Origin of the sequence: Vibrio sp. 10N.261.46.A3, from assembly GCF_041472995.1 — a bacterium.
GTDB lineage: Bacteria > Pseudomonadota > Gammaproteobacteria > Enterobacterales > Vibrionaceae > Vibrio > Vibrio coralliirubri.
Genome location: NZ_JBFRRH010000009.1, coordinates 49,339 through 75,548, shown reverse-complemented (window position 1 = coordinate 75,548; position 26,210 = coordinate 49,339). Strand labels below are relative to the sequence as shown.

At 43.9% G+C, this 26,210-nt stretch carries 29 protein-coding genes; 13 read left to right on the top strand and 16 right to left on the bottom strand.

What is annotated here, in order from left to right:
* The first annotated feature begins 5 nt into the window (after positions 1 to 5).
* The 4 genes from AB4484_RS03230 (at position 6) to AB4484_RS03215 (ending at position 3,266) form a co-directional block, all read left to right on the top strand.
* Entirely contained in the window at positions 6 to 764 is a 759-nt protein-coding gene (locus AB4484_RS03230; RefSeq protein WP_048614519.1) for an IclR family transcriptional regulator, read from the top strand.
* 9 nt (positions 765 to 773) lie between these two features.
* Positions 774 to 1,643, top strand: a complete 870-nt coding sequence (locus tag AB4484_RS03225; RefSeq protein WP_372076399.1) for an L-ribulose-5-phosphate 3-epimerase — start codon at positions 774 to 776, stop codon at positions 1,641 to 1,643.
* Between the two features lie 10 nt (positions 1,644 to 1,653).
* Positions 1,654 to 1,977, top strand: coding sequence for a hypothetical protein (locus AB4484_RS03220; RefSeq protein WP_009845890.1), 324 nt, complete (start codon positions 1,654 to 1,656; stop codon positions 1,975 to 1,977).
* Between the two features lie 89 nt (positions 1,978 to 2,066).
* The gene (locus AB4484_RS03215; protein WP_372076397.1) at positions 2,067 to 3,266 is read left to right on the top strand and encodes an MFS transporter; all 1,200 of its coding nucleotides are present in this window, start codon (positions 2,067 to 2,069) and stop codon (positions 3,264 to 3,266) included.
* Positions 3,267 to 3,465: 199 nt separating this feature from the next.
* Here AB4484_RS03215 and AB4484_RS03210 read toward each other — a convergent pair whose 3' ends face one another.
* The 3 genes from AB4484_RS03210 to AB4484_RS03200 form a co-directional block, all read right to left on the bottom strand.
* Positions 3,466 to 3,603, bottom strand: a complete 138-nt coding sequence (locus AB4484_RS03210; protein WP_248402117.1) for a hypothetical protein — start codon at positions 3,601 to 3,603, stop codon at positions 3,466 to 3,468.
* A 238-nt stretch (positions 3,604 to 3,841) separates the two neighbouring features.
* Entirely contained in the window at positions 3,842 to 4,513 is a 672-nt protein-coding gene (gene rpe / locus AB4484_RS03205; RefSeq protein WP_372076395.1) for a ribulose-phosphate 3-epimerase, read from the bottom strand.
* A 36-nt stretch (positions 4,514 to 4,549) separates the two neighbouring features.
* Positions 4,550 to 5,149 (bottom strand): HAD family hydrolase, encoded by a 600-nt coding sequence (locus tag AB4484_RS03200; protein ID WP_372076394.1) that lies wholly within the window; start codon positions 5,147 to 5,149, stop codon positions 4,550 to 4,552.
* 246 nt (positions 5,150 to 5,395) lie between these two features.
* Here AB4484_RS03200 and AB4484_RS03195 point away from each other — a divergent pair, with 246 nt between their 5' ends.
* On the top strand, positions 5,396 to 5,605 hold the full coding sequence (locus AB4484_RS03195; RefSeq protein ID WP_009845895.1) for a hypothetical protein: 210 nt from the start codon (positions 5,396 to 5,398) through the stop codon (positions 5,603 to 5,605).
* 162 nt (positions 5,606 to 5,767) lie between these two features.
* On the opposite strand, the gene AB4484_RS03190 is transcribed toward AB4484_RS03195, so the two are convergent.
* The 6 genes from AB4484_RS03190 to AB4484_RS03165 all read right to left on the bottom strand — a co-directional run bounded on the left by AB4484_RS03190 (position 5,768) and on the right by AB4484_RS03165 (position 11,300).
* Positions 5,768 to 6,649 carry an L-ribulose-5-phosphate 3-epimerase gene (locus tag AB4484_RS03190; protein ID WP_372076392.1) on the bottom strand — a complete coding sequence of 294 codons (882 nt, stop codon included), beginning with the start codon at positions 6,647 to 6,649 and terminating at the stop codon, positions 5,768 to 5,770.
* 8 nt (positions 6,650 to 6,657) lie between these two features.
* Positions 6,658 to 7,305 (bottom strand): 3-keto-L-gulonate-6-phosphate decarboxylase UlaD, encoded by a 648-nt coding sequence (locus AB4484_RS03185; protein WP_009845897.1) that lies wholly within the window; start codon positions 7,303 to 7,305, stop codon positions 6,658 to 6,660.
* 4 nt (positions 7,306 to 7,309) lie between these two features.
* Entirely contained in the window at positions 7,310 to 8,131 is an 822-nt protein-coding gene (locus AB4484_RS03180) for a pyridoxal phosphatase (protein WP_372076390.1), read from the bottom strand.
* Between the two features lie 88 nt (positions 8,132 to 8,219).
* On the bottom strand, positions 8,220 to 8,918 hold the full coding sequence (locus AB4484_RS03175) for an L-ribulose-5-phosphate 4-epimerase (RefSeq protein ID WP_048609864.1): 699 nt from the start codon (positions 8,916 to 8,918) through the stop codon (positions 8,220 to 8,222).
* Positions 8,919 to 8,927: 9 nt separating this feature from the next.
* Positions 8,928 to 9,395: a PTS sugar transporter subunit IIA gene (locus AB4484_RS03170; protein WP_017069724.1), complete on the bottom strand. Its 468-nt coding sequence runs from the start codon at positions 9,393 to 9,395 to the stop codon at positions 8,928 to 8,930.
* Positions 9,396 to 9,461: 66 nt separating this feature from the next.
* Positions 9,462 to 11,300 carry a PTS ascorbate-specific subunit IIBC gene (locus AB4484_RS03165; RefSeq protein ID WP_372076387.1) on the bottom strand — a complete coding sequence of 613 codons (1,839 nt, stop codon included), beginning with the start codon at positions 11,298 to 11,300 and terminating at the stop codon, positions 9,462 to 9,464.
* A 339-nt stretch (positions 11,301 to 11,639) separates the two neighbouring features.
* Between AB4484_RS03165 and ulaR the strand changes: the two genes are divergently transcribed.
* From ulaR to AB4484_RS03145, 4 genes are all read left to right on the top strand, one after another.
* Positions 11,640 to 12,395 (top strand): HTH-type transcriptional regulator UlaR, encoded by a 756-nt coding sequence (gene ulaR / locus AB4484_RS03160; RefSeq protein WP_017064005.1) that lies wholly within the window; start codon positions 11,640 to 11,642, stop codon positions 12,393 to 12,395.
* A 119-nt stretch (positions 12,396 to 12,514) separates the two neighbouring features.
* Positions 12,515 to 13,582: an L-ascorbate 6-phosphate lactonase gene (gene ulaG / locus AB4484_RS03155; protein WP_048609867.1), complete on the top strand. Its 1,068-nt coding sequence runs from the start codon at positions 12,515 to 12,517 to the stop codon at positions 13,580 to 13,582.
* A gap of 68 nt (positions 13,583 to 13,650) precedes the next feature.
* Positions 13,651 to 13,893: a hypothetical protein gene (locus AB4484_RS03150; RefSeq protein ID WP_050647726.1), complete on the top strand. Its 243-nt coding sequence runs from the start codon at positions 13,651 to 13,653 to the stop codon at positions 13,891 to 13,893.
* Positions 13,894 to 14,088: 195 nt separating this feature from the next.
* Positions 14,089 to 14,550 (top strand): hypothetical protein, encoded by a 462-nt coding sequence (locus tag AB4484_RS03145; protein WP_333912156.1) that lies wholly within the window; start codon positions 14,089 to 14,091, stop codon positions 14,548 to 14,550.
* 43 nt (positions 14,551 to 14,593) lie between these two features.
* Here the strand turns inward: AB4484_RS03145 and AB4484_RS03140 are convergent, their stop codons facing one another.
* From AB4484_RS03140 to AB4484_RS03125, 4 genes are all read right to left on the bottom strand, one after another.
* Positions 14,594 to 16,825, bottom strand: coding sequence for a hypothetical protein (locus AB4484_RS03140; RefSeq protein WP_372076384.1), 2,232 nt, complete (start codon positions 16,823 to 16,825; stop codon positions 14,594 to 14,596).
* A 442-nt stretch (positions 16,826 to 17,267) separates the two neighbouring features.
* Positions 17,268 to 17,606 carry a hypothetical protein gene (locus AB4484_RS03135; RefSeq protein ID WP_048610494.1) on the bottom strand — a complete coding sequence of 113 codons (339 nt, stop codon included), beginning with the start codon at positions 17,604 to 17,606 and terminating at the stop codon, positions 17,268 to 17,270.
* A 198-nt stretch (positions 17,607 to 17,804) separates the two neighbouring features.
* Positions 17,805 to 18,779, bottom strand: a complete 975-nt coding sequence (locus AB4484_RS03130) for a Gfo/Idh/MocA family protein (protein WP_372076382.1) — start codon at positions 18,777 to 18,779, stop codon at positions 17,805 to 17,807.
* Between the two features lie 3 nt (positions 18,780 to 18,782).
* Positions 18,783 to 19,106: a putative quinol monooxygenase gene (locus AB4484_RS03125; RefSeq protein WP_372076484.1), complete on the bottom strand. Its 324-nt coding sequence runs from the start codon at positions 19,104 to 19,106 to the stop codon at positions 18,783 to 18,785.
* Positions 19,107 to 19,212: 106 nt separating this feature from the next.
* On the opposite strand from AB4484_RS03125, the gene AB4484_RS03120 reads away from it, so the two are divergent.
* A complete protein-coding gene (locus AB4484_RS03120) occupies positions 19,213 to 20,070 on the top strand; it encodes a LysR substrate-binding domain-containing protein (protein WP_372076381.1) in 858 nt (285 codons plus the stop codon).
* 28 nt (positions 20,071 to 20,098) lie between these two features.
* Here AB4484_RS03120 and AB4484_RS03115 read toward each other — a convergent pair whose 3' ends face one another.
* Together AB4484_RS03115 and AB4484_RS03110 are read right to left on the bottom strand one after the other, a co-directional pair.
* Entirely contained in the window at positions 20,099 to 21,292 is a 1,194-nt protein-coding gene (locus AB4484_RS03115; protein WP_372076379.1) for a winged helix-turn-helix domain-containing protein, read from the bottom strand.
* 34 nt (positions 21,293 to 21,326) lie between these two features.
* Entirely contained in the window at positions 21,327 to 21,974 is a 648-nt protein-coding gene (locus AB4484_RS03110; RefSeq protein ID WP_372076377.1) for a DsbA family oxidoreductase, read from the bottom strand.
* A 220-nt stretch (positions 21,975 to 22,194) separates the two neighbouring features.
* On the opposite strand from AB4484_RS03110, the gene AB4484_RS03105 reads away from it, so the two are divergent.
* A complete protein-coding gene (locus AB4484_RS03105; protein WP_372076375.1) occupies positions 22,195 to 23,394 on the top strand; it encodes an MFS transporter in 1,200 nt (399 codons plus the stop codon).
* 90 nt (positions 23,395 to 23,484) lie between these two features.
* Here the strand turns inward: AB4484_RS03105 and AB4484_RS03100 are convergent, their stop codons facing one another.
* Positions 23,485 to 24,282 carry a Cof-type HAD-IIB family hydrolase gene (locus tag AB4484_RS03100; RefSeq protein ID WP_372076373.1) on the bottom strand — a complete coding sequence of 266 codons (798 nt, stop codon included), beginning with the start codon at positions 24,280 to 24,282 and terminating at the stop codon, positions 23,485 to 23,487.
* Between the two features lie 322 nt (positions 24,283 to 24,604).
* Between AB4484_RS03100 and AB4484_RS03095 the strand changes: the two genes are divergently transcribed.
* Positions 24,605 to 24,946, top strand: coding sequence for a helix-turn-helix transcriptional regulator (locus AB4484_RS03095; RefSeq protein WP_048610478.1), 342 nt, complete (start codon positions 24,605 to 24,607; stop codon positions 24,944 to 24,946).
* A 109-nt stretch (positions 24,947 to 25,055) separates the two neighbouring features.
* Complete coding sequence (arsB, locus tag AB4484_RS03090) at positions 25,056 to 26,111, top strand: ACR3 family arsenite efflux transporter (protein ID WP_372076371.1); 1,056 nt, start codon at positions 25,056 to 25,058, stop codon at positions 26,109 to 26,111.
* Positions 26,112 to 26,210 lie beyond the last annotated feature (99 nt).

Here is a 26,210-nt window from a genome sequence, read left to right as displayed (position 1 = left end):
CATATATGAGTGAGCAAATTAAATCGTTGTCTAAAGCACTGACCGTATTGGAATTCCTTGGGAATTACCCGAATGGCGTTTCGCTACAAAAAGTGTCTGAAGGGACAGGCTTCAATAAGTCTTCTGTCCACCGCATTTTAGCAACGTTTGAAGCCTCTGGTTATGTTGCTCAAATGTGTTCAGGTAAAGAATATCGCTTAACAATGAAGTTGGTTCAGCTAGGACATGCTGCTATCAACTCTGATGTCACAGGCACAGTTAAGCCATATCTATCTGAACTGCTCGACGATGTGAATGAAACAGTTAACTTTCTCTCTTTTGATGCTGACAACATCATTTTTAAAGATAAGTTTGAACCCGCTAATTCAGCCTTTAGAACTCGAACTTACGTAGGGTTACATTCTCCAATGTATTGCTCTGCGGCAGGCAAATGCTACCTCGCATTCAGCTCAGAGAGCGTTCGAGAGACCTACTGGCAACGCAATGTCAGCACCATGAAACCGTTAACTGAAAACACGATTCTCGATAAGTCTCAGTTTTTTGATGTTCTCGATAAAATCAAAGCGCGTGGCTATGCGCTGGATGATGAAGAGAACGAGGCGGGTATTTCTTGTGTTGCTGTCCCTATTTTTGACAAGAACAAATCTCCTGTATACGCGGTTAGCGTTTCTTCGCTTACGCCAAAAATGAAAGCACTTGGCTACGAAGAGATCGCTAGCAGAATTCAAGACATAACAACGCGTATAGAACAACAACTCTTTTAAGGAAAAAGAATGTTTGATTCTAAAAACAAATTCAGATTAGGTATTTACGAAAAAGCGATGCCAACCTCCCTAACATGGGAAGAGCGCTTGATTCACGCGAAAGAAGCGGGCTTTGACTTTGTAGAAATTTCAGTCGATGAGACCGACGAGCGACGCGCTCGTTTAGATTGGTCAGACGAAGAGATTTATGAACTTCGCCGTCTGTGTGAAAAGCATCAAATGCCTTTCCAATCGATGTGTTTGAGTGCACACCGTAAGTTTCCGTTTGGCTCAGTGGATGACGCTATTCGCACTGAATCTCTGATCATCATGGAAAAAGCGATTTCGTTAGCGTACAAGCTTGGCATTCGCTGTATTCAAATGGCAGGCTATGACGTTTACTACGAGCCACAATCAGCTGAAACTCACGCTCGCTTCATTGAAGGTATGCAGCAAGCTACCAAAATGGCAGAGCGCGCAGGCATCATGCTAGGTGTTGAGATTATGGATACACCTTACCTGAACTCACTGAGCAAGTTTGAAGTGTTAAAGCGTGAGATCCCATCGCCTTACTTCATGGCTTACCCAGATGTGGGTAACATCTCAGGTTGGAACTACGATGTGTGTACCGAGTTAAAACTGAGCCGTGACCACCTAGTGCAAGTCCATCTTAAAGACACACTACGAGTTTCAGAAACCTGTAAAGGTCAGTTCCGAGATCTGGTTATTGGTGAAGGCCAAGTCGACTTCCCTGCTATTTTCAAAACACTCGCTGAAATTGACTACAGCGCACCATTAGTGATTGAAATGTGGGCTCAAAATGACGACTGGTTGGAAGATATCAAACAAGCGAAAGCAACATTGAAATCTATCGCAAACCAATCTGGCTTTGAACTATAAGGAAACGACCATGACTATTTTTCGCACCGCTTTTTTTGAAGCTGATTTAACTGAAGAACAAAAACAAGACTTCTACCAATACATGGAAAACGAAGTCGCGCCTATTATTCGCACATTTCCGAATAACCAAGGGTTAACGCTAAATAAGCCAGAAGCGATTGAAGCTGAAAGCCATAAGAATCTGCTGCTTATGATGCAACACAGTTACGAGAACGAGTCAGCAATGGCTGCCGCTTTGGATTCTGAGCAACGAATCAAAAGTATGCATGCGACCAAAGTGATTATTGAAAAATACAACATTCATGTTCATCACATCAATTTTGTACGTGATTAACGGCTCAATAGGCAATACACCGTAAAGTCTCAATCGAAAAGCAGAAGATCATCTTCTGCTTTTTTTATCGCTATTGATAAGGAATCACTATGAGAGTATTCCCGTTAAAAGATGCCCCACTGGTCTTACTGTCTCTGATATTTTTTATTTGGGGCCTCATTACCGTTTCAAGTAATTCCCTAATTCCCTATTACAAAGAAGCTTTCTCTCTCGATTATAAAATGGCGATGCTCTTCCCCATGGCCTTTTTTATAACGCGAATAACAGTGTCGCTTCCAACGTCATTTGTGATGGCGAAAGTGGGTTATAGAAGTACATTGAAATTCTGCTTGATGTGGTGCCTTTTCGGCTGCCTAGCCATGGCATATTTGGTCCGAGGAGAACAACTGGTTGCAACCCTGCTTGGTATCTTGTTGATGGCTTCAGGAGTATCGGCCATTCAAGTTGTGAGTTCACCTTACGTATCACTACTCTCGACACCTGATAAGAGCGTTATACGTCAAAGTGTGGCGACAGCATCGAACTCTGTCGGCACTGTGCTTGGCCCGCTGGTGCTTACCGCTGTCATTCTTGTGGCAGCAAGCTTTAACGTCGACAAAACCGCTGATCAAGTTTCGTTTCTGTTCTTGCTCATCGCCCTGTTCTTTTTCGGATTGCTGGTATTTTTTAGCAAAATATCTCTCCCAGATATCAAACCGAAACAAATGACTGGATTTTGGCGAGGACTAACTCTTCTTGTTAAAAATCGGCAGTTCATGAAGTTAGCGTTGGTACTGCTGCTGTATATCGGTGTGGAAGTCAGTTTTGGCACGTTTACTATTACTTACCTTGCTGACCAGCAATATGGCGACCTTGGGTTAGTATCCGCAACACAAATTATCGCGCTTTATTGGGTATTCATGTTTGTGGGAAGGCTGCTGTTCGCCAAATTCGGAAATACAATTAACAAACACGCTCTCTTCTCACTGTCTTGCGTGGTTGCCGCTTTGATTAGTGCCATAGCGATCTATCAAAATCATGTCTGGGTCGGTTATTTTATGCTTGTCGTGGGGCTATGTAATTCTACGCTCTACCCCATCATTTACGCACAAGCGCTACATGCATCAGGTAAGCAAAACTCACAAGGAGCAGCAATTCTAATTATGTGTTCAATTGGAGGTGTTGTTTTACCATTCGTACAAGCGAGTTTGATTGATGAGCTTTCGCTGAGCACGAGTTATATTGCGCCCGGATTAGCGTATGTATTAATGATATTTTTGTACTGGTCTAGTCTAAAACATCGTGTTTAAACCGTTGGTTTAGATAAGTCACTTTATTAAGTAAGTAATTCAATGACTAAAAATTTGGCGTGACTGACCTAGAAGGTAGAGTAAAGATGAGTGGGAGAAATAATGATAAGGAAATTAATTTGATGCTTCTGGCGTTAGTTTGAATCAGTGAGTGGCTAATCACCACCACTGATCACACTTAACACGGGTTATTAAAAAATTAAACCCAAGCAGAAGCAACAAGTAGGATAATTGCACCCATGATAACGGTAGACTTAGCAAAAAATAGAACTTCATTCATTAATGAAGGTTTTGCTAGTGATACATTGTTTTCATTTGTGATTACTGTAGCGTTCATACTGTGTTCTCATCGTTATGTGATCTGAGGTCAATTTTGCGCCATTATGTGACCAGAGTCAATAATAACTGTAGTTTTATTACACAACAATTCAAGTGCAGACCAACGAAAGATCACGATAAAGCCCTACTTTCCTTCTATAGATATTTCCATTTAATCCCTTGTCATTAGATGCAAAAAAGCTCGAAGCCTGATCTACAGAATAATTCGAGCCTTTATACAGCAGTCGATACATAACCTAATTCAATTGAGCCAATTCAGCTCGCATTGAATCTATAGCTTGCTGGTAATCTTCACTATCAAAAATAGCAGAGCCCGCAACAAACATATCGGCACCTGCTTCAGCAATCTCTTTTATGTTGTTAACTTTCACACCACCATCGACTTCTAAGCGAATATCACGCCCAGATTCATTAATGCGAGCCTTGATTGAACGTAGCTTATCAAGCGTAACTGGGATGAAAGATTGCCCACCAAAACCAGGGTTCACCGACATCACTAATATCAGATCGACCTTATCCATAATGTAATCAAGATGACTCAATGGCGTTGCAGGGTTTAATACTACTCCGGCTTGGCAACCGTGCTCTTTGATTAACTGTAAAGTACGGTCAATATGCTCAGAGGCTTCTACATGAAACGTAATCATTGTCGCACCCGCCTCAGCAAATTGAGGGACTAGCTGATCAACAGGCTTCGCCATTAAATGCACATCGATCGGCGCTGTGATTCCATAATCTCGTAGTGCTTTTAATACTGGCGCACCAAAAGTCAGGTTAGGCACATAGTGGTTATCCATAACATCGAAATGAATAACATCAGCCCCTGCAGCAAGAACACATTCTACGTCCTCACCAAGACGCGCCAAATCAGCAGAAAGAATCGAAGGTGCGATAAGATATTTTGTCATTTGTTTCCTAGTTATTCTTGTATCGTTAAATTCTGTTTAGCTCGCTGGAACAAACTTGGTTATGCGCCCATCCTCGACCATGTAACAATCCATTCCTGCAGCCGTTGCAGCGTATTGCCCAATAATCGTATCTTCAAAGACCACACAATCCGTCGGAGCAAGCTCTAACTGGTTAGCGACTTTCAGAAAAGTATCTGGGTTAGGTTTGTGATTTTCTACGTCATCGGAAGTCACAAGGGTACGTATCATTGATAGGATATCGGTCGTCTTTAGAATCGCTCTTGCATGCTTGGCCTGAGCCCCAGTCCCTATGCCTATCTTTTTCAACTGATACTGTTGCTGTAAAAGTGCGTATGTCTCTGGGATAACATCACCTTTGTGCTCAATGGCTTCAAAGTTGGCGATTTTGTCCGAAGTAATTTGTTGAGCATCAAGAGTTAAGCCGTAACGCTTAAGGATTTCTTGAGTCACTTTTCGCGATGGCATCCCACCAAGTTGATCTAACCATTCTTTGTCGAAGGGAATGCCGAACTTCTCACAAGTTTGCTGCCATGCATGAGCATGTGCCACCATAGAATTGACCAGAGTCCCATCGAGATCAAAAATAATTCCTTTATATTTATCTAACTTTGGCATCGTCAATCTCTCATATTGTTTTGAGACTCATACTACTAATCACCATATATAAAACCTATTCATGATCGCCTTAATATGATCTTATTCAACAATCCGACAATTAAACTAAGTGATGCAATAAAAGCCGTTGTTTTACTATTGCAATCAAATTTTGTGTACATCTCACCCATTTTTGCTCAAACCAAGTAGAGTTGCATAAATTGAAGATGGTATAGTCCACGAAAATCAAACATCTTGGACATCATCATGCATTCTAGCGACATCATCAAATTGGCAAATTTAGGCGTTAATATCGAAATTTCAAAAGACTCTTCATTACATCCTTCTGATGCGTTAGAAGTGGTAAAGATTGTTGCTGAAATCGGTAGCCAAATCGTCATCAAGAAGAAGTACCACACGGACTACCTGATTCAAATGGCTGAAGTGGGTCGTGATCATGTGACGATCGCTGTTTAAGAACAGCCACAACTTCGAAATTGACATAACCTCAGCTTCAAAAGTTTAGAGCGACATGTTGATATAAAAATGCAGCATATTGGGGGCAATATGCTGCATTTTCTCTTTTCGTTAGGAGCATCGAGAACGCAAAGAGAAACGGATTAATCATTCTAGGTAGAGTTAGTGGTCAAACAATCTCGGAACACCCGTTTGCACACAAACATCATTCAGTCGTTTTTGTGCCGTGAGAATGTTCTCTTTCCAACGTTCATCTTGAGCCCACATCTCGATCACGAGAGGTACGACGCACTCAGTCTCTTTCAACGTTTCAAAAATAGCGTTGAAGTCAACTTCACCATCACCAATTACTAGGTCTCGGAATTGACCTTTGTATTTGTCAGTCACTTTATAAGTGTCTTTGAGGTGGATCTGAGTGATATGAGGCTTGCTCAACTTCAGTTCCGTCACTATGTCGTAATTCCAGCCAGAGATATTGCCTACATCTGGATACGCCGTAAAATACGGTGAATTGACTTCACGACTCAGTACTTCAAACTTGCTCAAAGAGTTCAAGTAATCGGTATCCATGATCTCGACAGCAAGCATAACGCCCGACCTTTCCGCCAACTGCGCCGAAAGCTTCATGCCTTCAATGAACCTCTGGTGAGTCACTTTATCGGCTGGCTCATAGTAGACGTCATATCCAGCGAGTTGGATGGTACGAATACCCAATTTATAAGCGAGTGATATCGCTTTCTCCATATGGATGACAGCTTGTTCACGAATCGCCGGATCAGCAGATCCAAATGGGAACTTGCGATGCGCGCTCAAACACATGGACTGCAGCGGGATACCATACTTTTCACAAAGGCGGCGCAAGGCATACACTTCCTCGTCATTCCAATCCAGTCGGCTACGACGCTCATCTGATTCGTCTACCGATATCTCAAGAAAATCAAAGCCGAGTTCTTTGGTTTGCTTAAGTTTATCTTCCCAACTGAGTTCGTTAGGTAGAGCCTTCTCATAAAGCCCTACACGGTGGCGTAACAAATTTTGATACATAGCGCCTCCTAGTTCCAGTAACGGTCGATCTGCGCTTTTAGCGCTTCTGCTGTCTCTTTACCTTTGTCACCCGCAAGTGCTCGGCCCGCGATAAAGGTTTTCGCTTTAATGCCTTCAAATAGGTAAAGGTCTTCCGGCACGATGCCACCTGTGATAGAAAGCTCGATGCCCATTTCAGACAATGCACGCATTTTCACTAGATCTTCTTCCGTCCAACCCACACCAGCTAATTCAGCGTCACGAGAACGGTGGTAAATCGCTTGTGAAATGCCTAAGTCGACCCAAGATTGAGCATCGTCCATGGTCCAGTTACCGTAGATTTCGATTTGGATTTCACCATTAAATTCATCAGCAACTTTCTTACATGCTCCAATAGTCGCAATGTGTGCGGCTGCAGAAACGGTAATCCAATCAGCACCCGCTTCAAATGCCATTCGAGCCAAAATTGCGCCGCCATCGGTGGTTTTCATATCGCACACAAGGATATGGTCTGGGTGGTTCTTACGCAGCGTAGAAACCGCCGTCATACCTTCTGCAAAAGCCAAAATAGTGCCCACTTCAATCACATCAACAAAGCTTTCAACGTTGTTTGCCACTTCAATTGCAGCAGGAAGGTTTGTTTGGTCTAGGGCGATCTGAATCATTGGTTTAGTCATGTTGTTATCCTTTAATTTGTTCACGTATTAGACGGGCTAAGCCATCATGGTTGTTATCTGTTGAGCACACGCATTGAATGTGTGACTTGACGATGTCATCAGCATTGAGCATCGCTACACCGAATCCGGCGTACTTAAGCATGGAAATATCGTTATGGTTATCGCCGACGGCAATCACGTCCGTCGGTTGGTAACCAAGTTCTGATACATATTCAGCAAGGCGTAGGCCCTTGCTGTTGCCTTGCGCTGCAAAGTCGATTCGGTTTGACCAAGAACGCTCACCGTTGAAGTTCTCTTCAATCCATGGGTGCTGCATTAAACGGTCGACGGAATCTTGACTCCCCTCCACCACAAACTTCCAAACGTGTTCAGCTTGTTGAGCTGTTTCTATGAATGATTCCACTTGGTAGATTTGAGGGCGATGTTGCTCTGGTGCCGTTTCAGCCCAGCTTTCCAATGCCAACATGTAGGCAAATGGGTTGTACTGTGAGTACGTCATGGCATGAGTTATATACATCACCATCTTGAGCTGAAACTCGTCAGCCATATCAATGAAAGTAAGTGCCTTATCTTTCTCTATGGCGTTTTGAGTCAATACCGTTTCAGTTTGATAGTCATAAACATAAGTACCGTTACAGCAGATGATTGGAGTATCTAGCCCCAATTCGTAATAGTAAGGTCGTGCTGCTGTGTGGTGTCGGCCAGTAACAATCACGACGTGACAACTTTGTTTGGCTTCTTGAATCGCCTTTTTTACTTCTGGATGAATCGTGTGATCATCCTTTAACACGGTTCCATCGAGATCTAACGCCAGCACTTTATACATAGAGTCCTCTCACTTATTCCCTGAAGTCGGGCCTAATCAATATTGAAGCTACTTCGAATAGAAACGACTTACTTAAACGAAAGCCGATCTACTGTTGGCCGTAATAAGCATTTTCACCATGCTTACGTAAGTAGTGTTTGTCGGATAGTTCTGGTTGAATTTTGATGCCGCTATTCAATGTGCGCGTTGCTAACGCCATCGCCGAAACTTCTTCTAATACCACCGCGTTATGAACGGCGTCGTTGGCATCTTTGCCCCAAGAGAACGGCGCATGTCCTGCAACAATCACACTTGGAACGGCCATTGGATCGATTCGACGTTGCTTGAACTCTTCAATGATCACCAAGCCAGTGTTTTTCTCGTACTCTTCAGAAATCTCAGAGTGAGACAATCGACGTGTACATGGGATGTCACCGTAGAAATAATCAGCGTGAGTGGTGCCTAAGGCTGGGATGTCGATACCGGCTTGTGCCCAAATTGTGGCACTGCGTGAATGCGTATGAACAATGCCACTCACTTCAGGGAATGCTTTATAAAGCTCTAAGTGTGTAGCAGTATCACTTGAAGGATTGAGTTTCCCTTCAACAATGTTGCCTTCTAGATCGACGACCACCATGTCTTCAGCCGTCATATCACTGTATTCGACACCTGATGGTTTAATCGCTATCACTCCGTTAACACGGTCAAACTCAGAGACATTACCCCAAGTGAATGTCACCAAACCGTATTTAGGAAGCTGCAAATTCGCTTCTAAGACACGTTGTTTCAATTGGCTATATTTAGACATATCGACTCCTTAAGCCGCTTCCGCTTGCAACAAAGCAGCATCAATTAAACGCGCGACTTCTTCTGGGCTTTTACATGCACGAAGTTTTGAGAAGTCTTCGTCAAATTCAATCAAGTTCGCGACTTGCATCGTCCCCTCGATGTGCTCTTCTGAATCCTTACCCGCTAGTGTGATCAACACATCAACAGGCTCATCAACACCTTCAAAAGTGATTGGCGTTTCAAGCACAGTTAATGCAAATCCGGTGCGAATAACACCATCTTCAGGGCGGCAATGAGGCAGAGCGAACGCATCGTGGATACAGATATATGGGCCTTCTTCACCAATCGCTTTAGTAATCGCGTCGTAGTAACGCTCTTCAGCCACGCCCGCTTTCACCAATGCGTCAGTACCTAGCTTGATCGCCGCTTTCCAGTCAGCTGCTTTTGCATTCAGTAGGATAGAGTTATTCTTGATAAGAGATTCTTTTAAGTTCATGTTATTGCTCACTTATATAATTGTTTTTATTGGCTCAGCAGTGCGACACCACTGAGCCGTTTTTAATTATTTATGGAAGTTGGTCTCGATGATGGAAACAAGTTCGTCGCCGAAAGTTTTCACCATAATCATGTTCTTAACCGCTAACTGTTGCTTACCTTCCGGCAGGCCCGTGATCTTCGCTGCAAGAGCAACCGAAGTAACGATGATGTCGAATGAACCAAGGTGTGATTTGTAATCGGTGATGGCGCTGTTAAAGGTCGAGCTTGGGATGCCTTTCTTGTCTAAGTACTCTTTGATTTTCTTAGAGCACATCATTGAAGAACCTTGTCCTGAGCCACAGCACACTAAGACACGAACCGGTTTTTGGTCAGCGGCTGGTGAGATTCGAGTTTCTGATGTTGTAGAAGCTGTCGTTGTTGAAGCAGATGGTGCTTCAGCGTTTGCTGTCGATTGTTGTGGAACCGCGACTTCAACCTCAATGCCTTCAGGTGTTACTGCGGTCATTGTTTCAGCAGCAGCTTCTGCGTCTTCTTCAGCTCGTAGTTGCTTAGAAGCGAAGAACATGTAAACGCCAGCCAGAGCCAAAATCACAAAGAAGAACATGCTAGAGCTAGAGATACCTTGCATGATTGGCGGGAACACAAGCGCCCAGTCAGCCATACCCATCCAGCCGTTAAACTCAGTACCAGATTGAGCAAAGATATGAATTGCCCAAGCCGAACCAACCACTTCGATGATGCCCATCACGAAACAGATCTTCATCACCGCTTTCCAACCACCAAAGTGGTTAGCAAACACACCGATAGTTGCGTTCGAGAAGAACATTGGGATAAAGCCAGGAATAATCATGATTGGAGCGTCAAACGCTAGCATTGCAAGAACAGCGGTGAATTGACCCACTGCGCCCCACATGAAACCAAATACCATTGCGTTCGGAGAGTAGGCGTAAATAGCCGCACAATCGATTGCTAAAACAGCGTTAGGAATAAGGCGTTGAGAAATACCGTTAAATGCCTCGGACAGTTCCGCAACGAACATACGAACACCAGTAACGATGACTTGAATGGCAACAGCGAATTTCAAACCAGTTTCAAAAATGTAGATGAACCAGTGCGTTTTACCTGCCATGTCTTGAAGGTTATCAAGACCAAATGAAAGAAGGATGATGCCGAAGAACGCAGTCATTACAAGTGTGGTCGCTGCAATGCTGTCGTGGAAAATGTGTAGCCATTTAGGCAGTTTGATGTGGTCAACACTGTCATTCTTGTCGCCAAGTTTCGGTGCAACTTTGGTCGCAACCCATGACGCAAACTGTTGCTGGTGACCAATTGAGAAACCCGCACCGCCAGTCACTTCTTGAGTCGGCTTGAACATGATGTTTGAGGAGATACCCCAGTACAACGCCATCAATATTGCTGAATAAATAATGGTTTCCCACATACCTGCACCAAGCACGAAGTAGAAAACAGCAATGAGGCCAGCTTGCTGGAACATGATATGCCCAGTCAGCATGATGGTTCTGATACCCGTAATACGTCGGAAGGCAACAAGTAGAATGTTTAGCCCAAGAGCCAGTAATACTGCATACCCAACCCAAGAGTAATTGTCGCCCATGGTTTCCATGGTGGACATCATGGAGGTGTACGGGTCAATTACCGAACCCGTTAATCCATGTATTTCACTCATTTTTTCAATAACCGGTTTAAAACCCGCTACCAATGTTCCTGCACCTACCTGCACTATCATGAAACCAACGATGGTTTTAATAGAGCCGGAGATAACAGTTGTTGCGTCACGTTTTAGAAGGATGTAGCCGAGACAAGTAACAAGACCGAGTAGCAACGGTGCTTTGGTCATTACCTGACTGTAAAAAATATAGAAAATATCGTATAAGAATTCCATATCTTTACCCCTGATTGATTTTTAATTTCATTGATTTATAGGATGTGATGATTCTAGTTTTGCTCACGAACTAGACTTTACCAATCAAAAGTAATCATTCAATGCTCACTTGTGATTACTTTGATTTATATCAATTAACCACACTCAGAATGTGTCTAATTGAGCTTCAGATCACACGCAAAAACAACAAACACAATAAAATCAACAGCTTATAAATCATTGTGATTAAAGTCTGGTTTTTATAGTGATGTGGTTTGACAATCATGATGGTGATTATTAGAATCAAAACAAATCAAAAGTAATCATTAAATTGTCACAACGACAAAAAGAGTGATAAATATGAATGAAGTACAAAGACATAACGGCATCTTGTCGCTGTTAGAAGATATGCAGACAATCAACGTCTCTCATATTATTGATAAATTTAGCGTTTCTCCTGCTACTGCTAGGCGCGATATCGCTAAGTTAGATGAAGTTGGCCGACTTCGAAAAATTCGAAATGGTGCGGAACGAGTAGAAACTCAGAAGAGAAAGTGGTCACCACTGAATATCAACAGCACTGAGTTCTATGAAGAGAAATCAGAGATTGCTCAAGCAGCTGCAGGACTTTGTCAGGCTGGCGATACAGTCGTGATCAACTGTGGTTCGACGGCTTTCCTACTCGGTCAGCAATTATGTGGCGATGACGTTCAAATCGTAACGAACTACTTTCCACTCGCAAGCTACTTGATCAACGAAGATCATGACGATGTCATCATCATTGGTGGTCAATACAACAAAGCGCAGAACATCTTTCTAAACCCTGCCCCTAATTCATTAGGCGGTTATGCGGGAAATTGGATGTTCACTTCAGGTAAAGGCTTAACGGATGCCGGGCTGTACAAAGCCGACATGTTAACGGCCGTAGCCGAACAACAAATGCTCGAACAGGTCGATAAGCTTGTCGTCGTGGTCGATAGTTCAAAAGTTGGACAACGTACCGGAATGCTCTTTTGCAGCACCAAGCAGATAGACATAGTCATCACCGGTAAAGACGCCAATCCCGAAGTCGTAAAACTGATTGAAGCTCAAGGGACGCAAGTCATCCTAGTTTAAATCGCAGGGCTAACTAGCCCACCAATAATAATAAATTTAGCTCAGTGCCTTAATCCAAATTAAGGCGCTCGGCTCCCTACATCCAAAATTAATCAAATTGTTGAAATAAAGGTATTATCATGAGCAATGTAAACGAAATCACTCGCGAGTCTTGGATCCTAAATACATTCCCTGAGTGGGGCACATGGTTAAATGAAGAGATAGAGCAAACTGTTGTTCAACCAGGTACATTTTCTATGTGGTGGCTTGGCTGTACAGGTATTTGGCTAAAATCAGAAGAGGGTGCAAACCTATCAATGGACTTCTGGTGTGGTACTGGTAAAAAAACACAAGCTGTTCAAAAAATGAAAAACCAGCACCAAATGATGCGTATGGGTGGTGTAGAAGCACTTCAACCAAACCTACGTACTGCAATCTTCCCATTGGACCCTTTCGCTATCAAAGAGATCGATGCAGTGATGGCATCTCACGATCACGGCGACCATATTGACATCAACGTTGCAGCAGCGGTTCTTCAAAACTGTGGTGAGCACGTTAAATTCATCGGTCCTAAAGCATGTGTTGATCTATGGATGAAATGGGGTGTACCAGAAGATCGTTGTGTTATCGCGAAAGTTGGCGACGAAATTAAGATCAAAGACGTCAACATCAAGGTTCTTGACGCATTCGACCGTACAGCTCTAGTCACACTTCCTGAAGGTACATCTTCCCTAGACAAAGAAATTCTAGACGGAATGGACGACCGTGCAGTGAACTACCTAGTAGAAACAACAGGCGGTTCAGTTTACCACTCGGGTGATTCTCACTACTCAAACTACTACGCTAAACACGGTAATGACCACAAGATCGACGTTGCACTGCTTTCTTACGGTGAGAACCCACGTGGCGTAACAGACAAAATGACATCTTCAGACATTCTTCGTGCTGCTGAGTCTTTGAACTGTGAAGTGGTTGTTCCGTTCCACCACGACATTTGGGCTAACTTCCAAAATGACCCGCGTGAAATCGAAATGCTGTGGAACATGAAGAAAGAACGTCTTCAATACGGCTTCGCACCTTTCTTCTGGCAAGTTGGTGGTAAATACACATACCCAACAGATAAAGGCCGCATGCACTACCAGCACTTCCGTGGCTTTGCAGACATCTTCACAAATGACCCAGAACTGCCATACCGCGCATTCTTATAAAGATTAAGAAAAGCACTAACTAGGGAGCAATGCGCTCCCTTTTTTTATCATCGAATAAGGATGTTGATATGGTATTACGTGAGTTCAAAAAGCATTTCAGTCGTGGCGATCTGAAAGCAGCAATTGGTGTTGTATCGCCCGGCGCCAATGGTTATTACTTAATGGTGAAAAGTCATAAGTGGGGAGTAAACAGCTTTCTTGAATCCGACAGAAAAATGCAACCTAGAGTATTCAAGACTCAACACGCTTTGTTGAACGCCGCTAAAGCGATCGGTTTTTCCTACCACTCGATTGATATCCAACATTTATGATCACAACGGTCAGATATTGGGTTATCGGTGTCGCTTCGTAAAACAACCCAACATTCAGAGCCTGAATGACACAACTGCAAAGCCATCTGTTTATCTACTCGAAAAAAATAATTCTTACAATTAAGCGTTTATATTCATTAATAATATTGGCGGCGGGCGGCATAATAGCCGCGAATCCTTTTAACGAGTTTGGTTATGTTCTACAAGCGTCTTTTGGTATTGGCTTTACCGCTTACTTTTGTGTTTCCCATCCATGCTGAAACGTTTGGTGAGCGAATGGCGCGTATCGAACAAGAGAATGTACTGGCGAAAACCATGAGTGAAGAACAAGTTGAGTTGATACAAAAAGTCGTACAGACCAACCACTGCGCTAAAGTGGCGTTAACTCATCACCAACGCATTTTGGGCCAATATAAGGTTGAGACATCTTCTTCTGAGTTATTCGTAAAATGGCGTCAACTCGGTAAGCAGTTAGACGCTCAATACGAGACAGATTACCCCGGCTACCCTAAGCACGCGTTTCAGGAGTACCTTGCGGCTTCAAGCAAAGTCGATGGCTACCTTTTTGCTCTAATCGACAATGGGTTAAACGAACAATCGTGGATCGCCAAAGAGTTTAAGCAGTGTAAAAAGAATAAGCTGATATCCCGCACCTAAGCTCTAATCTGCTCTGGTTCGAGAGTACTCGCTCGCATTGGTTCTAATAAAGTAAGAACAGCCCTTCATAACCGCCAATTTCTATTTCACTCACATAGTCACCAACGTTACCGTTAGCATCAACAGGTTTCATTGGAACATCCAGCGCGATGGTGAGTTTTGACGTTTCATAAAAGCTCGGATTCTTACCGTGGAAATCCGTGCGATACAACACACGACCATTGCTGAACTCTCTCGCTAATACCATGTCCTCAGAACCACCAGCAACCACCTGATTTTCAGATTGATACATAAAGTACGTGAACGTCGGTAGAACGTGAGTCATACCATTGGGCAGATCAGCATGCACCATTTCGTTCATCGAGGAATCGCCAACGATGGTGTAGTCCGCGGGTTGAGGTGTCGTTGTTGATAGCATCAAAGGAATCGGTTCAAAGCCTTGTGGGATCTGATGACTCGGCTCTCCCAAATCAACGGCCAATAACGAACTTGGTTGGTAGGCGATGTTTTTAGGGACACCACTTTGCCAGAAAGTGTCAGCCGTCGTGTTGCCACTTCCATAGACGTAACCATTGTTCCACTGATTAAAGTAGCTATGTTGAGCGTGTCGATTGAGGTGGTAGATCGCTAGGGTCGAGTATTGGTCTTGCTTCCAATTCTCTTCACTATTTCCAAGATACTGAACTCGCCCATAACGCGTTGTCGCTTGAAAAATAACACTTTGTCCATTGTAGGCGAGCGCAGAATTATCCCAGAATTTAGAGATCCCCGAGTAACCACTAAACCCAGTAGACGGAAAAATGTAGTGCTCGCGTAAATACAGAGATCCCGCCTCGCTAAGATGAGCCTGTCCATTTCGACCCAGCAAGTTCGCGGTTCCGATGTTCAACCCAATCGACGCATCACTTTCTAAAGCAGATAGATTTTTCAGAAACGCTGAAAATTGTTGTTTATAGAGATCATCCGCTTGATTCGAACCCGCAACGGCTCCTAACTCTTGAACATGCCCACCAGAATGAACATAGAACTGGTTCGAACCAATGAGTTTATTTGTGTCGTCGTTGTACGCACCATTCAAACCTTGGCTTGCCCAGCTTTGCTTGTAGTAGCGATGAATAGCAGATAGATAATCCGCGTTTGCGACGTTCGTTAGCGACCAAGATGAGCTAGCGCTCCACATTCGACCAAATGGCACCACTCTTGATTCCCAACGAAAACGCGCTGTTGCGTTCTTATTGGTTCGATTTCGATACTCGTTTGGCGACAAGTAGTTATCGCCATCTAGGTCTGCAGACACATCAAAGCCGCGGATTTTTCGCCATTGGCTGATAGCATTGCCGTCCGGTGTTGTAGTCGGAGCGTCGGTTAACTTGACGGTTGGAAAACTGTTTTTGAGTTTGACTTCTTTTAAACGCGGCCTGTCGTCGGCGTTCTCACTTTGCCAACGAACTCTCACAACGTATAAGCGCCCACCATCTCTCAAAAACGTGGAGCCAAAATACTGGCCGCCACCATAGCTCGCACCACTGCCATCATGAGTTGTGGCTCTTACCCAATCATTAGGAAGGTTCCAGCTCACCGATTGGTTTTTGGTCATGCTGAGCGTTTTGTCTTTCTTTACGTCGAGCCTTTCCCACTGTGAAATCCTTCCCTGAGAATCAATAGCCGTTGGGTATTCAATCCAAAATTCGCCGCTGCCAGCAAACTGTGAGAACTTAAAGGTCAACCGTTCGAACTGCTCAGCATGATAGACATACAAAGCCCCACCCTGTTCGAAATTCTCAAACACATCGGCATCCCACGGAGGCTCTTGATATAGCCAAAAGCCAGCATGGTCTTCACTGGCTGTATAACCCAAGATCATAGGTTTTCGGTTTAAAAGGGTCTTTTCGCCGTGAGTTTTATTAACTTCGGCAATGACAGTATCTTCAGAAAAGTGCAGGAAATAGTCTTCGAAATTGAGGCCTTCTAACTCAGCTTGGTTACGGAGATCGTTCTCCAACCAACCCAAGTTCATCGCCATGACTTGGTTGTACATATAACCAATTGTCGTGGCCCGCTCATTGTCGGCTTTGTCGGCATAAGCTCCGAACACAATATCACTGTTGGACATTTCCCAATCAATGACGGCATCCGCAGATAGTGGGGAGCCCGAAAGATCAACACCCGCTTCATGTTGCCCTGGCAGCACAACTGCTGTACCAACAGCAAAAGCGTAGCCAGTGATTAAACATGACGGTATGAGTGCGAGCAGCCCAGAAATGTAGGTTTTCATGATTCAAATTTCCTAATCGATACTGTCATGCCTTAAATCACAAGACGAAAAGTCAGCCAACTTACGTGTCAATTTAGGAATCAAAATACGAAAAAAGTATCGACTACATGGCTCTATTGTTCAAGTGCTCGTCTGTATTGTTTCATCCATGACAAGGAAGACGAGCAAATGCCGATTCAAAATCAATGCATTAAGGAAAAGATAAATTTTTATGATTTTAATTTTATTTGGAAACCAAGTATCTCCGGCTAACGAGAAATCAGCTCAGATTTTCTCAAAATGAGAATAACGCAGTTTAGAAGACGGAAGGTTATCAGAGCCTAGAGCTCAGAGCATGACTTGGATTTGCTGTATCGAATCTCAGTTTGAGCGCCACAATGTTGAAACTCAATTTGGATAGAATAGGGTTTGTTAATCTAAACAAGAACGATGATAACGCGCCTTAAAGCCTCTTGTTCCACTTCCCTTGATGGTCACGGTCGCAGTTTTCTTGCGTATCGTAGCTCACATGCTTATCGATATTCTTCAGTTGAATTCCAACTTGATTGAACGCTTGTTGAATAGCCCCTGAAACACTTTGCTTGCCTTCGCCACTTAAGAAGTTCGTTCTATCCTGATTGGTATCGAATACACAGACAATTTTCAAACTTTGCGGAAAAGAGGAGAAGTTGACCGAGTGAGTCACCCATAAAAAACCATCGAAGCCTTTCAGCGTGTCTTCACAAACGTCAGTTAACACGTCTCTGATTTGATTCTCGATTTTCTTATCTGATTTACGCATGCGGCAAAGTTCCTATTTAACACCTTAAAAAATAAGGTTTTTCGGTCAGTTTAGTACTACCTGATATTGGACACTGTGGCGGTTTCAAATGCAAAGTATTTATTGGGGAGAGTCGACTGGAAGATATAGGAAAACACCTCATGTTTGATAGATTACGAGGCGATCAAACATGAGGCGAATATAGAATTTACTAATACACTAGCTCGCCGCTTGTTCCCAATCAGTCAGTAACTTCATGATTGTGCGAGAGTCTTGGTGGGTTGCCATTGGCGCAGCAAGTTGTGTGTCACCTTGCTCAACCGCTTGGCGGATATTACGCACTTGATAATGGAAGCCATCGCCTTGCGCTTCGACGTTCACTTCACGTGTCGACGTCTCATAGATCTCTACCGTAAACGTATTTTCTGCCGTCGGTAACCAAGGGTTAGTATCTAGCGTAATACAGCCTTTGCTGCCTAGGATCGTGAAGCCATGCTTTAAACCGTGATCTTCAGCGGTGTGGATTTGCGCGGTAAAACGGTCGTTGAAACGCATCATCGCCGACGATTCACAGATATTCCCATCTTCGCCTCGTCGACCGATTGCCGAGATCTGCACATCATCGAACACACTCTCACCGAACTGCTGCTGCGCGACAGAGTGAATCAGCGACATTGGGTAGCAGCCAAGGTTGTACAACGCGCCTTTACTTGCAGGGTTCACGAACTGATCAATCGCCGCAACGTAGGAACCTTGGATTGAGCGCACTTCGCCAATCTCACCGGTTGCTAATTCTTGATGAAGCTTAGCAATAAGTGGATGGTTTAAATACATCAGACCTTCTGCAAAGAATACGCCCGCTTCTTTCACGGCTTGTAAAGCTTGCTCGGTTTTTTCCATATCTACCGACAGAGACTTCTCACACAAAATCGCTTTGCCTTTTTGAGCCGCTTTAATCACATACTCATGATGGACATGGTTTGGCAGAGCAATGTAGATAATGTCGACCGACTCATCTTCGATCAAGGCTTCATAGCTGTTGAAGGTTCGTGTTGGTTGGTATTGAGCAGCAAACTCGTTAAGTGTTTTTTCAGTACGACCAGCAACGGCATACAGCTCGCTTTGAGCATCGCCTTTAATCGCATCCGCCATTACGCCTGAGATAAAGCTGGTTCCTAGGATTCCCCATTTCATGTCTTAGATCTCCTGCTCTTGCGCTTTGATAGGTCCACGTTGCGTTTCAAATGCTTGCACTAATTCCGTAATATCACGCTCAATAAACGCTTGGGTATGAGGCATCACAAAGTGCTGATTGATCGCCTCGCGGTTTACATATTGCTCAAGCAAAATCACACGATCGCTTTGGCTTTGATCATAGGTTGCAATCGCTTGTAGGCAGCCTGGCTCGCTTTGCATGTCTAAACAAAACTGTTCGATAGCTCCGATCGCAACAGATCGCTCTATGTTAGTTTTGATCTTAAGTTCGGCAGTAACAAAGATGGTTTCGTTCATTTGAGGTATTTCACGCTCTTATTTTAGTTAATTATCGGTTTGCCATTAATATAATTACCCCCTAATAATTGATAAACTCACCTTTTGTTTATTGTTTATCAACCAAGAGTGTTCAATGGATAAGTTAACCAGCATGAAAGTCTTCGTCTACGTGGTGGAACAAGGCAGCTTTCGTAGCGCCGCAAACCACTTCAACCTGTCGGCGACCATGATCAGTAAGCATGTCCATTCCTTAGAAACCAGTCTGAACTCTCAGCTGATCCACCGCACCACGCGTAAGCAATCGTTAACCGACTCAGGGCAGCTTTACTATCGTGAGTGTAAGCGAATTCTCGAAGACATCAGCAATGCAGAGAACCTGATTCAAACCTTGGAAAATCAACCGCAAGGCACGGTAAAAATTAACTGCCCTGTCACCTATGGGAACAAGGTACTTGCCCCTATCGTGGCTAAATTTCTCGCACATCACCCAACCATCAACGTTGAGCTGATGTTGAATAATGACCTTGTCGACCCTTATTCATCCGACATTGACCTGATTGTGCGAATTGGCGACCTGTCCGATTCAAGCTTGGTCGCAAGGTATTTGGGGGATTATGAGATGTGTTATTGCGCGGCGCCCGATTACCTAAACCAGTATGCTAAAATCAGAGTATTAGAAGACTTGGCGCAGCATCCATCGCTTGGGTTCAGTTACAGCAGCCAAGCCCCTCACGCCACACCGAACAAAAAATGTGTGCGCTTGATGTCGAATAATGGGGATGTGTTGCGATATGCCGCCCTACAAGGTGTGGGCGTGTTGTTGCAGCCGGCTATCTTAGTCGCAGAAGAGATTGATCGTGGTGCGCTATTGGAAATCCTACCCGGCATGGCGCCGTTACCAAAGCCGATTCACTTGCTCTACAAAACCAAACAACTGTCCTTGAAGAACCGAACCTTTGTCGAGTTTTTATTAGCCTATCTTTCCGAGTAACTGAGCACTTTCTAAACAACAAAGACCGCTAGACGGTTTGCCAATGGCTCATCAAGCGTTTACCAAGATCAGAAGGTGTGGTGTTATAGACGATCATCTCATCACATTGATTGAACACCATGAAGTGCTTTAGTTCTTCGCATAAAGCGTGAATCAATGACTCATGGGTTTTAACTCTGTCTTCAACAACCAAGTTGCGAATATTGAGTAAACGGGTCTTCCTGTCGACCTTGCAATCCATTCGCGCCACCAGCTTACCTTGCCACAGAATCGGCAAACTAAAGTAACCAAACTGACGCTTGGCCTCAGGCACATAGCACTCTAGGAGGTAGTCAAAGTTGAACAATGATTGCATTCGCTTTCGTTGAATCAGCAAGTTATCAAACGGAGACAGTATCTTTAGCTTGGTTCTGGAAAGGGGCAGATTCAGCAGATCAAAAGCACCTGGCAGGACATAGTAATCAGAGCCTTGAATATCTACTTTCAGAACCTGCTTATCTTCAAGCATCTTTTGGAGTGTTTTCTGAATCAGAGGCTTTGTGTTCTTGAGCAGGTAGCTCATTTCCGACGCTATTCCAACTCCGTTAGCCTCTAAGTAACGTGTTATCAAATGCTCGATGTACTCTTGTTCTGTCGGCTCAGAGGTATCAATTCCGCTCGGCAAAACTCGCTCGGTTAGGTCATACACCTTATGAAAATTCACTCGGCTTGGCACCATTAAGTCGCCTTGCATGAACAAGGTTTCTAATGCTTGCTTGGCCGGTTTCCCGCCCCAACCGCCGGGGTTTGGCCTATCCCCTTCAAAATCTTTCGCCATCAACGGCCCTTCATTCTCAATACGTTTGAGAACATGAGCCATCAGTGCGTCATCCTTTTTATACCAATGCTTAAGCTTACCGCTCGCAAACCCATTCTTTCGATGTAGGCTGAAACGGTAGTCTCGCATGGGTAAATACGCGGCAGCATGCGACCAATATTCAAAGACTTCTCGACGCTCTAACAGTTTGTCGAGATGATCAAGCTGGTAGCCTTGATTGCGATTCCACAACGTATGATGGTGTGCTCGCTGAATCACAGAAATGGTATCAATTTGCACATAGCCAAGGTTTTCAATCGCAGACAACGTGTTCGCCAAAGCGCCACTATTACGTTGCTTCTTAGGTGGCAATTTTTGTGAAAGCAATACCATTTTTTGCGCTTGAGCGAGTGACAATGATTCCATGTAATTCAGACTCTAATTGATAGCAATGATCCGTTTATGATTCCGCAATAATCTCTTGAAGAATCTGCTTGTAGGTTTCTACCGTCTGCGCGCCTGTCACAGCACTCTTACGATTGAACACTACAGTAGGAACCGCAGAGATCCCCATGCGTTGCCATTCAAACTCTTGCGCTTCAATTTGCTTCAAGTTGTCGGTGTTCTTTAGGCGTTTCAGTGCCTTCGTTGAGTTTAGCCCAACCGCTTCAAGTTCTTGTGCCATGACTTCAAGGTCAGACAGGTCTTTCTGCTCTGTGAAGTGAGCAGCAAAGAAGCGTAGCTTTAACTCAGTCTGTTTACCGTGCGCTAGTGCAAAATCCAGTAGCACATGCAGGTGGCGTGAATTCACCATTCTCATGTTGTCATAGAAGTTAAAATCGAAACCAACCGCTTTGCCACGAGCCGCAAGCTGTTCACGTGAACGTTGACTCTCTTCTGCGCTAGAACCGTATTTTCTCATGATATGGTCACGTAGGTTTTCGCCCTCTTGCGGCATATCAGGATTAAGCTCAAACGGCTGCCATTCAAGTTCAATCTGTTGTTCTAAGGCAAGCTCTGAAACGGCTTGCTCTAGATTTTTGTAGCCGACCACGCACCAAGGGCACATTACGTCAGAAATAATATCGAGTTGAAGTTTCTTGCTCATCGTCATTCCAAATATCGTTGATAAGGCGTATTCAATACAAAGTGAATACTCACCTTTCCTACTAGATTATCGTTCTACAACAGATTACAACAAACTGAACAATCGTTCAAATATCGATATCTTCCCTCCAGAATAACTCCAACTTCTCTCAATTAACCTTTGACTTAAAGTTAACTTTAAGTTGTAGAGTTATGCAAAACAGAGACTATGAGATAACGATATGAAGAGAAAAACACCACCCTACCTTACCGGACGCTTCTTTGATGGCATCAGCTCAGGGCTGTTTATGTTAGCACTGCCTTGGTTAATGCTAGCGACACCTAACATGGGGACTTTTGTCGCGCTGACCGCCCTGCTTTGTACCGTTACAACTTTTCTAGTAACCCCGTATTTTTCTGCGTTGATCGACCGCCATTCTCGTAAACACATTCTGATCATCGCGCAGATAATTCAAGCTTCAACCGCATTTATTGTCGCTGCTATGTACTGGCTCGGATTTGGTTCAATGATGGTGTTAGGCGCAGCTCAACTGATCTTTTGGGTCTCGAGTAGCCTTGCATGGCACACCAACAACGCCTTTACACAAGAAAATTACGATCACCACGAATACGCCAAAATCTCTAGCCACCAAGAAATTATTCTGCAGTCGACAACATTAGGTGCAGGGGCTTTGGGCGTTGTGCTACTAGAACAATGGAGCATCAATGAGTTTGCGATTTTTGCAGGCATTGCTTCGACCATTTCAGCTATCAGCTACCTAATGACACCGTACAGAAGACGAATCAAGGACAGCGTAAACACACCTTTCAAGCAGCAGCTAATCGAGATTAAGGATGTATTTGCTCAGTCGCCACAATTCTACGGATTCCTGATTGTTTCTTGTCTCTCATATCCGATGATGACTTTTTTAAGTCGATTGGTTCCTATCTGGTTTTCAGAGCTCAATGTGACCGGAGATTGGCTCGCGCTATACAACATCTCACTCGGCATGGGTGCACTGATCATTGGCGTGTCTTTACCATTAATTCTAAAATCCGCTTCCCACAAAACAATCATCCAAATAGCCATGGTGATTATCGCCGTCTCTTTACTGCTCATGAGCCAAGTAGAAAACCCAGCATATATCATTGTGCTGACATTCATCTTCGGGGCATTCAACGCGCTCAATAGAATCGCACGTACCAATTGGATGCACCACGCGGTGGCAATGAAACAGCGAGGAAGAGTGGATGGAGGGCTAGCCCTATTCGCCACACTTACACAAAGCCTAAGCTATGTGTTGATTGCGGTATTGGCGCACGCAGATGCCATTGTGTATGGTTTTACCATTGCAGGAATTGTGGTTCTAGCTGCTACATTTTGGATGAGTAAACTTGGTAAACAAATCAAACCTGAATGCACGTTGGCCAATCAATGTTAAGACGGATTATAAATTTCAGGCTCAGCAACAAAAAAGCCAACTCCTATTACCGAGTTGGCTTTCATCAAAACCTGTTGGAGCTAAAGAGCGTTACGCTAGCAGCTTCTCTAGCACTTGGAACACACCCGCATCGACGTTACTTGGCGCGCCAAAACGAGCAATCTCTTTCAGCTTAGGATGTGCGTTTTCCATCGCGTAAGAGTGGTAGCTCTCTTTAAGCATTTCCAAGTCATTTAGGTAATCACCAAAACTCATGGTCTGTTCGTAAGTGAAGCCTAATGTGTTTTGTAGGTGTTTAATCGCCGCACCTTTTGATGCCTCAGCGTTCATCACATCCAACCAAATTTTCGCACTGACAACCACTTGGTAGTTCTCACCAAACTTGGCATTAATGCTTGGGTTCACTTTCTCTTGTGAACCCTCGAAGTGACAGATAGCGACCTTGATGAAATCGTCTTCTACCGCCAGTAAGTCTTCTACTTGCTCACGGCGGTGGTAGTACTTAGAGATCTCCGCTAGAGCACGCTCATCTTTGGTTTCAATGTACGCCGATTTCTTACCACATAGCACCACATGCGCGCCTTCAATAGCTCGAGCTTCTTTAATGATCTCTTTAATGGCATCGGTATCAAGCAAGCAGCTGTAAAACTCTTGGCCTTTGTGCATCACCAATGTGCCGTTTTCAGCAACGAACATCATGCGATCTTTAACTGGAGCAAAAGTTTCCATCAAGCTGTAGTACTGACGACCCGATGCCGCAGCAAAAATGATGTCTTGAGCTTCTAAGCGCTCATAAAGATTGAAAAATTCTGGGTCTAACTTTCCATGTTCATTAAGCAGAGTGCCGTCCATATCAGCAGCGATAAATTTGATGTTCTGTTGTGGCATTTCAGGGCTTACCTATAAGTAAAAATTAAAGTGTAAATTATGATTTTTCGTTATCTTGTGTAACGGTTCTGCATTCGATTATATCGTTAGAGTAGCCAATGAATGCAACGCTTTTCGGTCGATTTCTTTGTTTAAATCTAAGATCTTGTTTATGCGCGATAAGGGTGTGAAAACAAATAAGAAAGCGAGTATCAGCTTAACTAAAACGAATAATTTAATATGCCAATTTAAGTCGACTTTTAAATTTCGCGTTGACCAATAAAAAAAATAGGCTTACTATCAATCGTCTTTTAACGATTAGTAGTAAGTGAGCCCACTAAGTATGACTGCAACATGCCAAGCAACAGATAGCTGTTCTCTACCTCTTCCGCCGAGTAATGCTGAAGCAGAAAAAGAGATGGCTGCGTTAGCAAAAGCACTCGCTCATCCAGCGAGAATTCGCATACTTAGTATCTTGTCCGCTTTAGAAAAATCGGGCGGCTGCTTGAACAGTGATCTGGTGAGTGAGTTGGGTTTAGCTCAATCAACCGTATCAGAGCACTTAAGAATATTGAAAGCCTCAGGTTTTATTACGGCTGAGTCGATTCCGCCGAAGATGTGTTACCGCATCGACCGCGACAATATTCAACGCTTCGAATCGGTATTTAACAGTATTTTAAAATAGAAGTTCACGCTTGAATGATCGGCTTTGATAGCCTTTACTTTTAAGCGTGTTTTTTTGCCACAATCAATCGTTTTTCGACGATTTACGATATCAACAAAGAGAGATTATCATGAAACCAAAGTTAGGTTTTCTAGATCGCTACTTAACACTGTGGATCTTTATTGCCATGGGCCTTGGTGTATTGCTTGGCACCCTATTCCCACAGATCGAACAGTGGAACGAATCTATGTCTGTTGGTACCACCAACATTCCACTTGCGATTGGCCTTATCTTAATGATGTACCCACCTCTGGCTAAGGTTAACTACAACCTGCTAGGCACCGTGGTAAAAGATAAGAAAGCGATCAAGCTATCTTTGATCATGAACTGGCTTGTTGGCCCAATTCTGATGTTTGTATTGGCACTGACTTTCTTGGGTGACCACCCAGGTTACATGGTCGGCGTAATTCTGATTGGTCTTGCTCGTTGTGTGGCGATGGTTCTGGTTTGGAACGACATCGGCGGCGGTAACAAAGAGTACGGCGCGGCATTGGTTGCTCTAAACAGTGCATTCCAAGTGGTGAGCTACAGCTTTATGGCGTGGTTGTTCATCAGCGTTCTTCCGCCAGTATTTGGTTACGAAGGTATGTTGGTTGATATCTCGATGATCGACATTGCACACAGTGTACTTATCTATCTTGGTATCCCATTCTTAGCGGGCTTCCTAAGCCGTAAGATCCTTGTGTCGATGAAAGGCGAGCAGTGGTACAACGACGTGTTTATTCCACGTATCTCTCCAATCACACTGATTGCTCTATTGGCAACTATCGTTCTGATGTTCAGCCTAAAAGGCGAGATGATTGTTGAACTGCCAATGGACGTATTGTTGATTGCGGTTCCATTGACTATCTACTTCACCGCGATGTTCTTCATCAGCTTCTTCATTGGTAAGAAGATGGGTATTGAATATGACAAGAACGCATCAATTGCATTCACAGCGACAGGGAACAACTTCGAGCTAGCGATTGCCGTTGCTATCTCAGTATTCGGTATCAACTCAGACCAAGCGTTTGCCGGTGTTATCGGTCCACTGATTGAAGTACCTGTGTTGATTTACCTAGTGAACGTGGCGCTTAAGATGAAAGACAAGTACTACAACGGTCAGACGGTTAAATCTAGCGTCTAGCATCTAGCATCTAGCATCTAGAGTTACAGCTAACAAAAAGCAGCATCACATCAAACAGAAAGGCTCACACGTTAAACGGTGAGCCTTTTCTTTATTCAG

What these genes read in the sequence shown, in the direction of transcription:
- AB4484_RS03230 (WP_048614519.1), top strand. Translation starts at nt 6, where the DNA reads ATGAGTGAGCAAATTAAATCGTTGTCTAAAGCACTGACCGTATTGGAA.
- AB4484_RS03225 (WP_372076399.1), top strand. Translation starts at nt 774, where the DNA reads ATGTTTGATTCTAAAAACAAATTCAGATTAGGTATTTACGAAAAAGCG.
- AB4484_RS03220 (WP_009845890.1), top strand. Translation starts at nt 1,654, where the DNA reads ATGACTATTTTTCGCACCGCTTTTTTTGAAGCTGATTTAACTGAAGAA.
- AB4484_RS03215 (WP_372076397.1), top strand. Translation starts at nt 2,067, where the DNA reads ATGAGAGTATTCCCGTTAAAAGATGCCCCACTGGTCTTACTGTCTCTG.
- AB4484_RS03210 (WP_248402117.1), bottom strand. Translation starts at nt 3,603, where the DNA reads ATGAACGCTACAGTAATCACAAATGAAAACAATGTATCACTAGCAAAA.
- rpe (WP_372076395.1), bottom strand. Translation starts at nt 4,513, where the DNA reads ATGACAAAATATCTTATCGCACCTTCGATTCTTTCTGCTGATTTGGCG.
- AB4484_RS03200 (WP_372076394.1), bottom strand. Translation starts at nt 5,149, where the DNA reads ATGCCAAAGTTAGATAAATATAAAGGAATTATTTTTGATCTCGATGGG.
- AB4484_RS03195 (WP_009845895.1), top strand. Translation starts at nt 5,396, where the DNA reads ATGCATTCTAGCGACATCATCAAATTGGCAAATTTAGGCGTTAATATC.
- AB4484_RS03190 (WP_372076392.1), bottom strand. Translation starts at nt 6,649, where the DNA reads ATGTATCAAAATTTGTTACGCCACCGTGTAGGGCTTTATGAGAAGGCT.
- AB4484_RS03185 (WP_009845897.1), bottom strand. Translation starts at nt 7,305, where the DNA reads ATGACTAAACCAATGATTCAGATCGCCCTAGACCAAACAAACCTTCCT.
- AB4484_RS03180 (WP_372076390.1), bottom strand. Translation starts at nt 8,131, where the DNA reads ATGTATAAAGTGCTGGCGTTAGATCTCGATGGAACCGTGTTAAAGGAT.
- AB4484_RS03175 (WP_048609864.1), bottom strand. Translation starts at nt 8,918, where the DNA reads ATGTCTAAATATAGCCAATTGAAACAACGTGTCTTAGAAGCGAATTTG.
- AB4484_RS03170 (WP_017069724.1), bottom strand. Translation starts at nt 9,395, where the DNA reads ATGAACTTAAAAGAATCTCTTATCAAGAATAACTCTATCCTACTGAAT.
- AB4484_RS03165 (WP_372076387.1), bottom strand. Translation starts at nt 11,300, where the DNA reads ATGGAATTCTTATACGATATTTTCTATATTTTTTACAGTCAGGTAATG.
- ulaR (WP_017064005.1), top strand. Translation starts at nt 11,640, where the DNA reads ATGAATGAAGTACAAAGACATAACGGCATCTTGTCGCTGTTAGAAGAT.
- ulaG (WP_048609867.1), top strand. Translation starts at nt 12,515, where the DNA reads ATGAGCAATGTAAACGAAATCACTCGCGAGTCTTGGATCCTAAATACA.
- AB4484_RS03150 (WP_050647726.1), top strand. Translation starts at nt 13,651, where the DNA reads ATGGTATTACGTGAGTTCAAAAAGCATTTCAGTCGTGGCGATCTGAAA.
- AB4484_RS03145 (WP_333912156.1), top strand. Translation starts at nt 14,089, where the DNA reads ATGTTCTACAAGCGTCTTTTGGTATTGGCTTTACCGCTTACTTTTGTG.
- AB4484_RS03140 (WP_372076384.1), bottom strand. Translation starts at nt 16,825, where the DNA reads ATGAAAACCTACATTTCTGGGCTGCTCGCACTCATACCGTCATGTTTA.
- AB4484_RS03135 (WP_048610494.1), bottom strand. Translation starts at nt 17,606, where the DNA reads ATGCGTAAATCAGATAAGAAAATCGAGAATCAAATCAGAGACGTGTTA.
- AB4484_RS03130 (WP_372076382.1), bottom strand. Translation starts at nt 18,779, where the DNA reads ATGAAATGGGGAATCCTAGGAACCAGCTTTATCTCAGGCGTAATGGCG.
- AB4484_RS03120 (WP_372076381.1), top strand. Translation starts at nt 19,213, where the DNA reads ATGGATAAGTTAACCAGCATGAAAGTCTTCGTCTACGTGGTGGAACAA.
- AB4484_RS03115 (WP_372076379.1), bottom strand. Translation starts at nt 21,292, where the DNA reads ATGGAATCATTGTCACTCGCTCAAGCGCAAAAAATGGTATTGCTTTCA.
- AB4484_RS03110 (WP_372076377.1), bottom strand. Translation starts at nt 21,974, where the DNA reads ATGAGCAAGAAACTTCAACTCGATATTATTTCTGACGTAATGTGCCCT.
- AB4484_RS03105 (WP_372076375.1), top strand. Translation starts at nt 22,195, where the DNA reads ATGAAGAGAAAAACACCACCCTACCTTACCGGACGCTTCTTTGATGGC.
- AB4484_RS03100 (WP_372076373.1), bottom strand. Translation starts at nt 24,282, where the DNA reads ATGCCACAACAGAACATCAAATTTATCGCTGCTGATATGGACGGCACT.
- AB4484_RS03095 (WP_048610478.1), top strand. Translation starts at nt 24,605, where the DNA reads ATGACTGCAACATGCCAAGCAACAGATAGCTGTTCTCTACCTCTTCCG.
- arsB (WP_372076371.1), top strand. Translation starts at nt 25,056, where the DNA reads ATGAAACCAAAGTTAGGTTTTCTAGATCGCTACTTAACACTGTGGATC.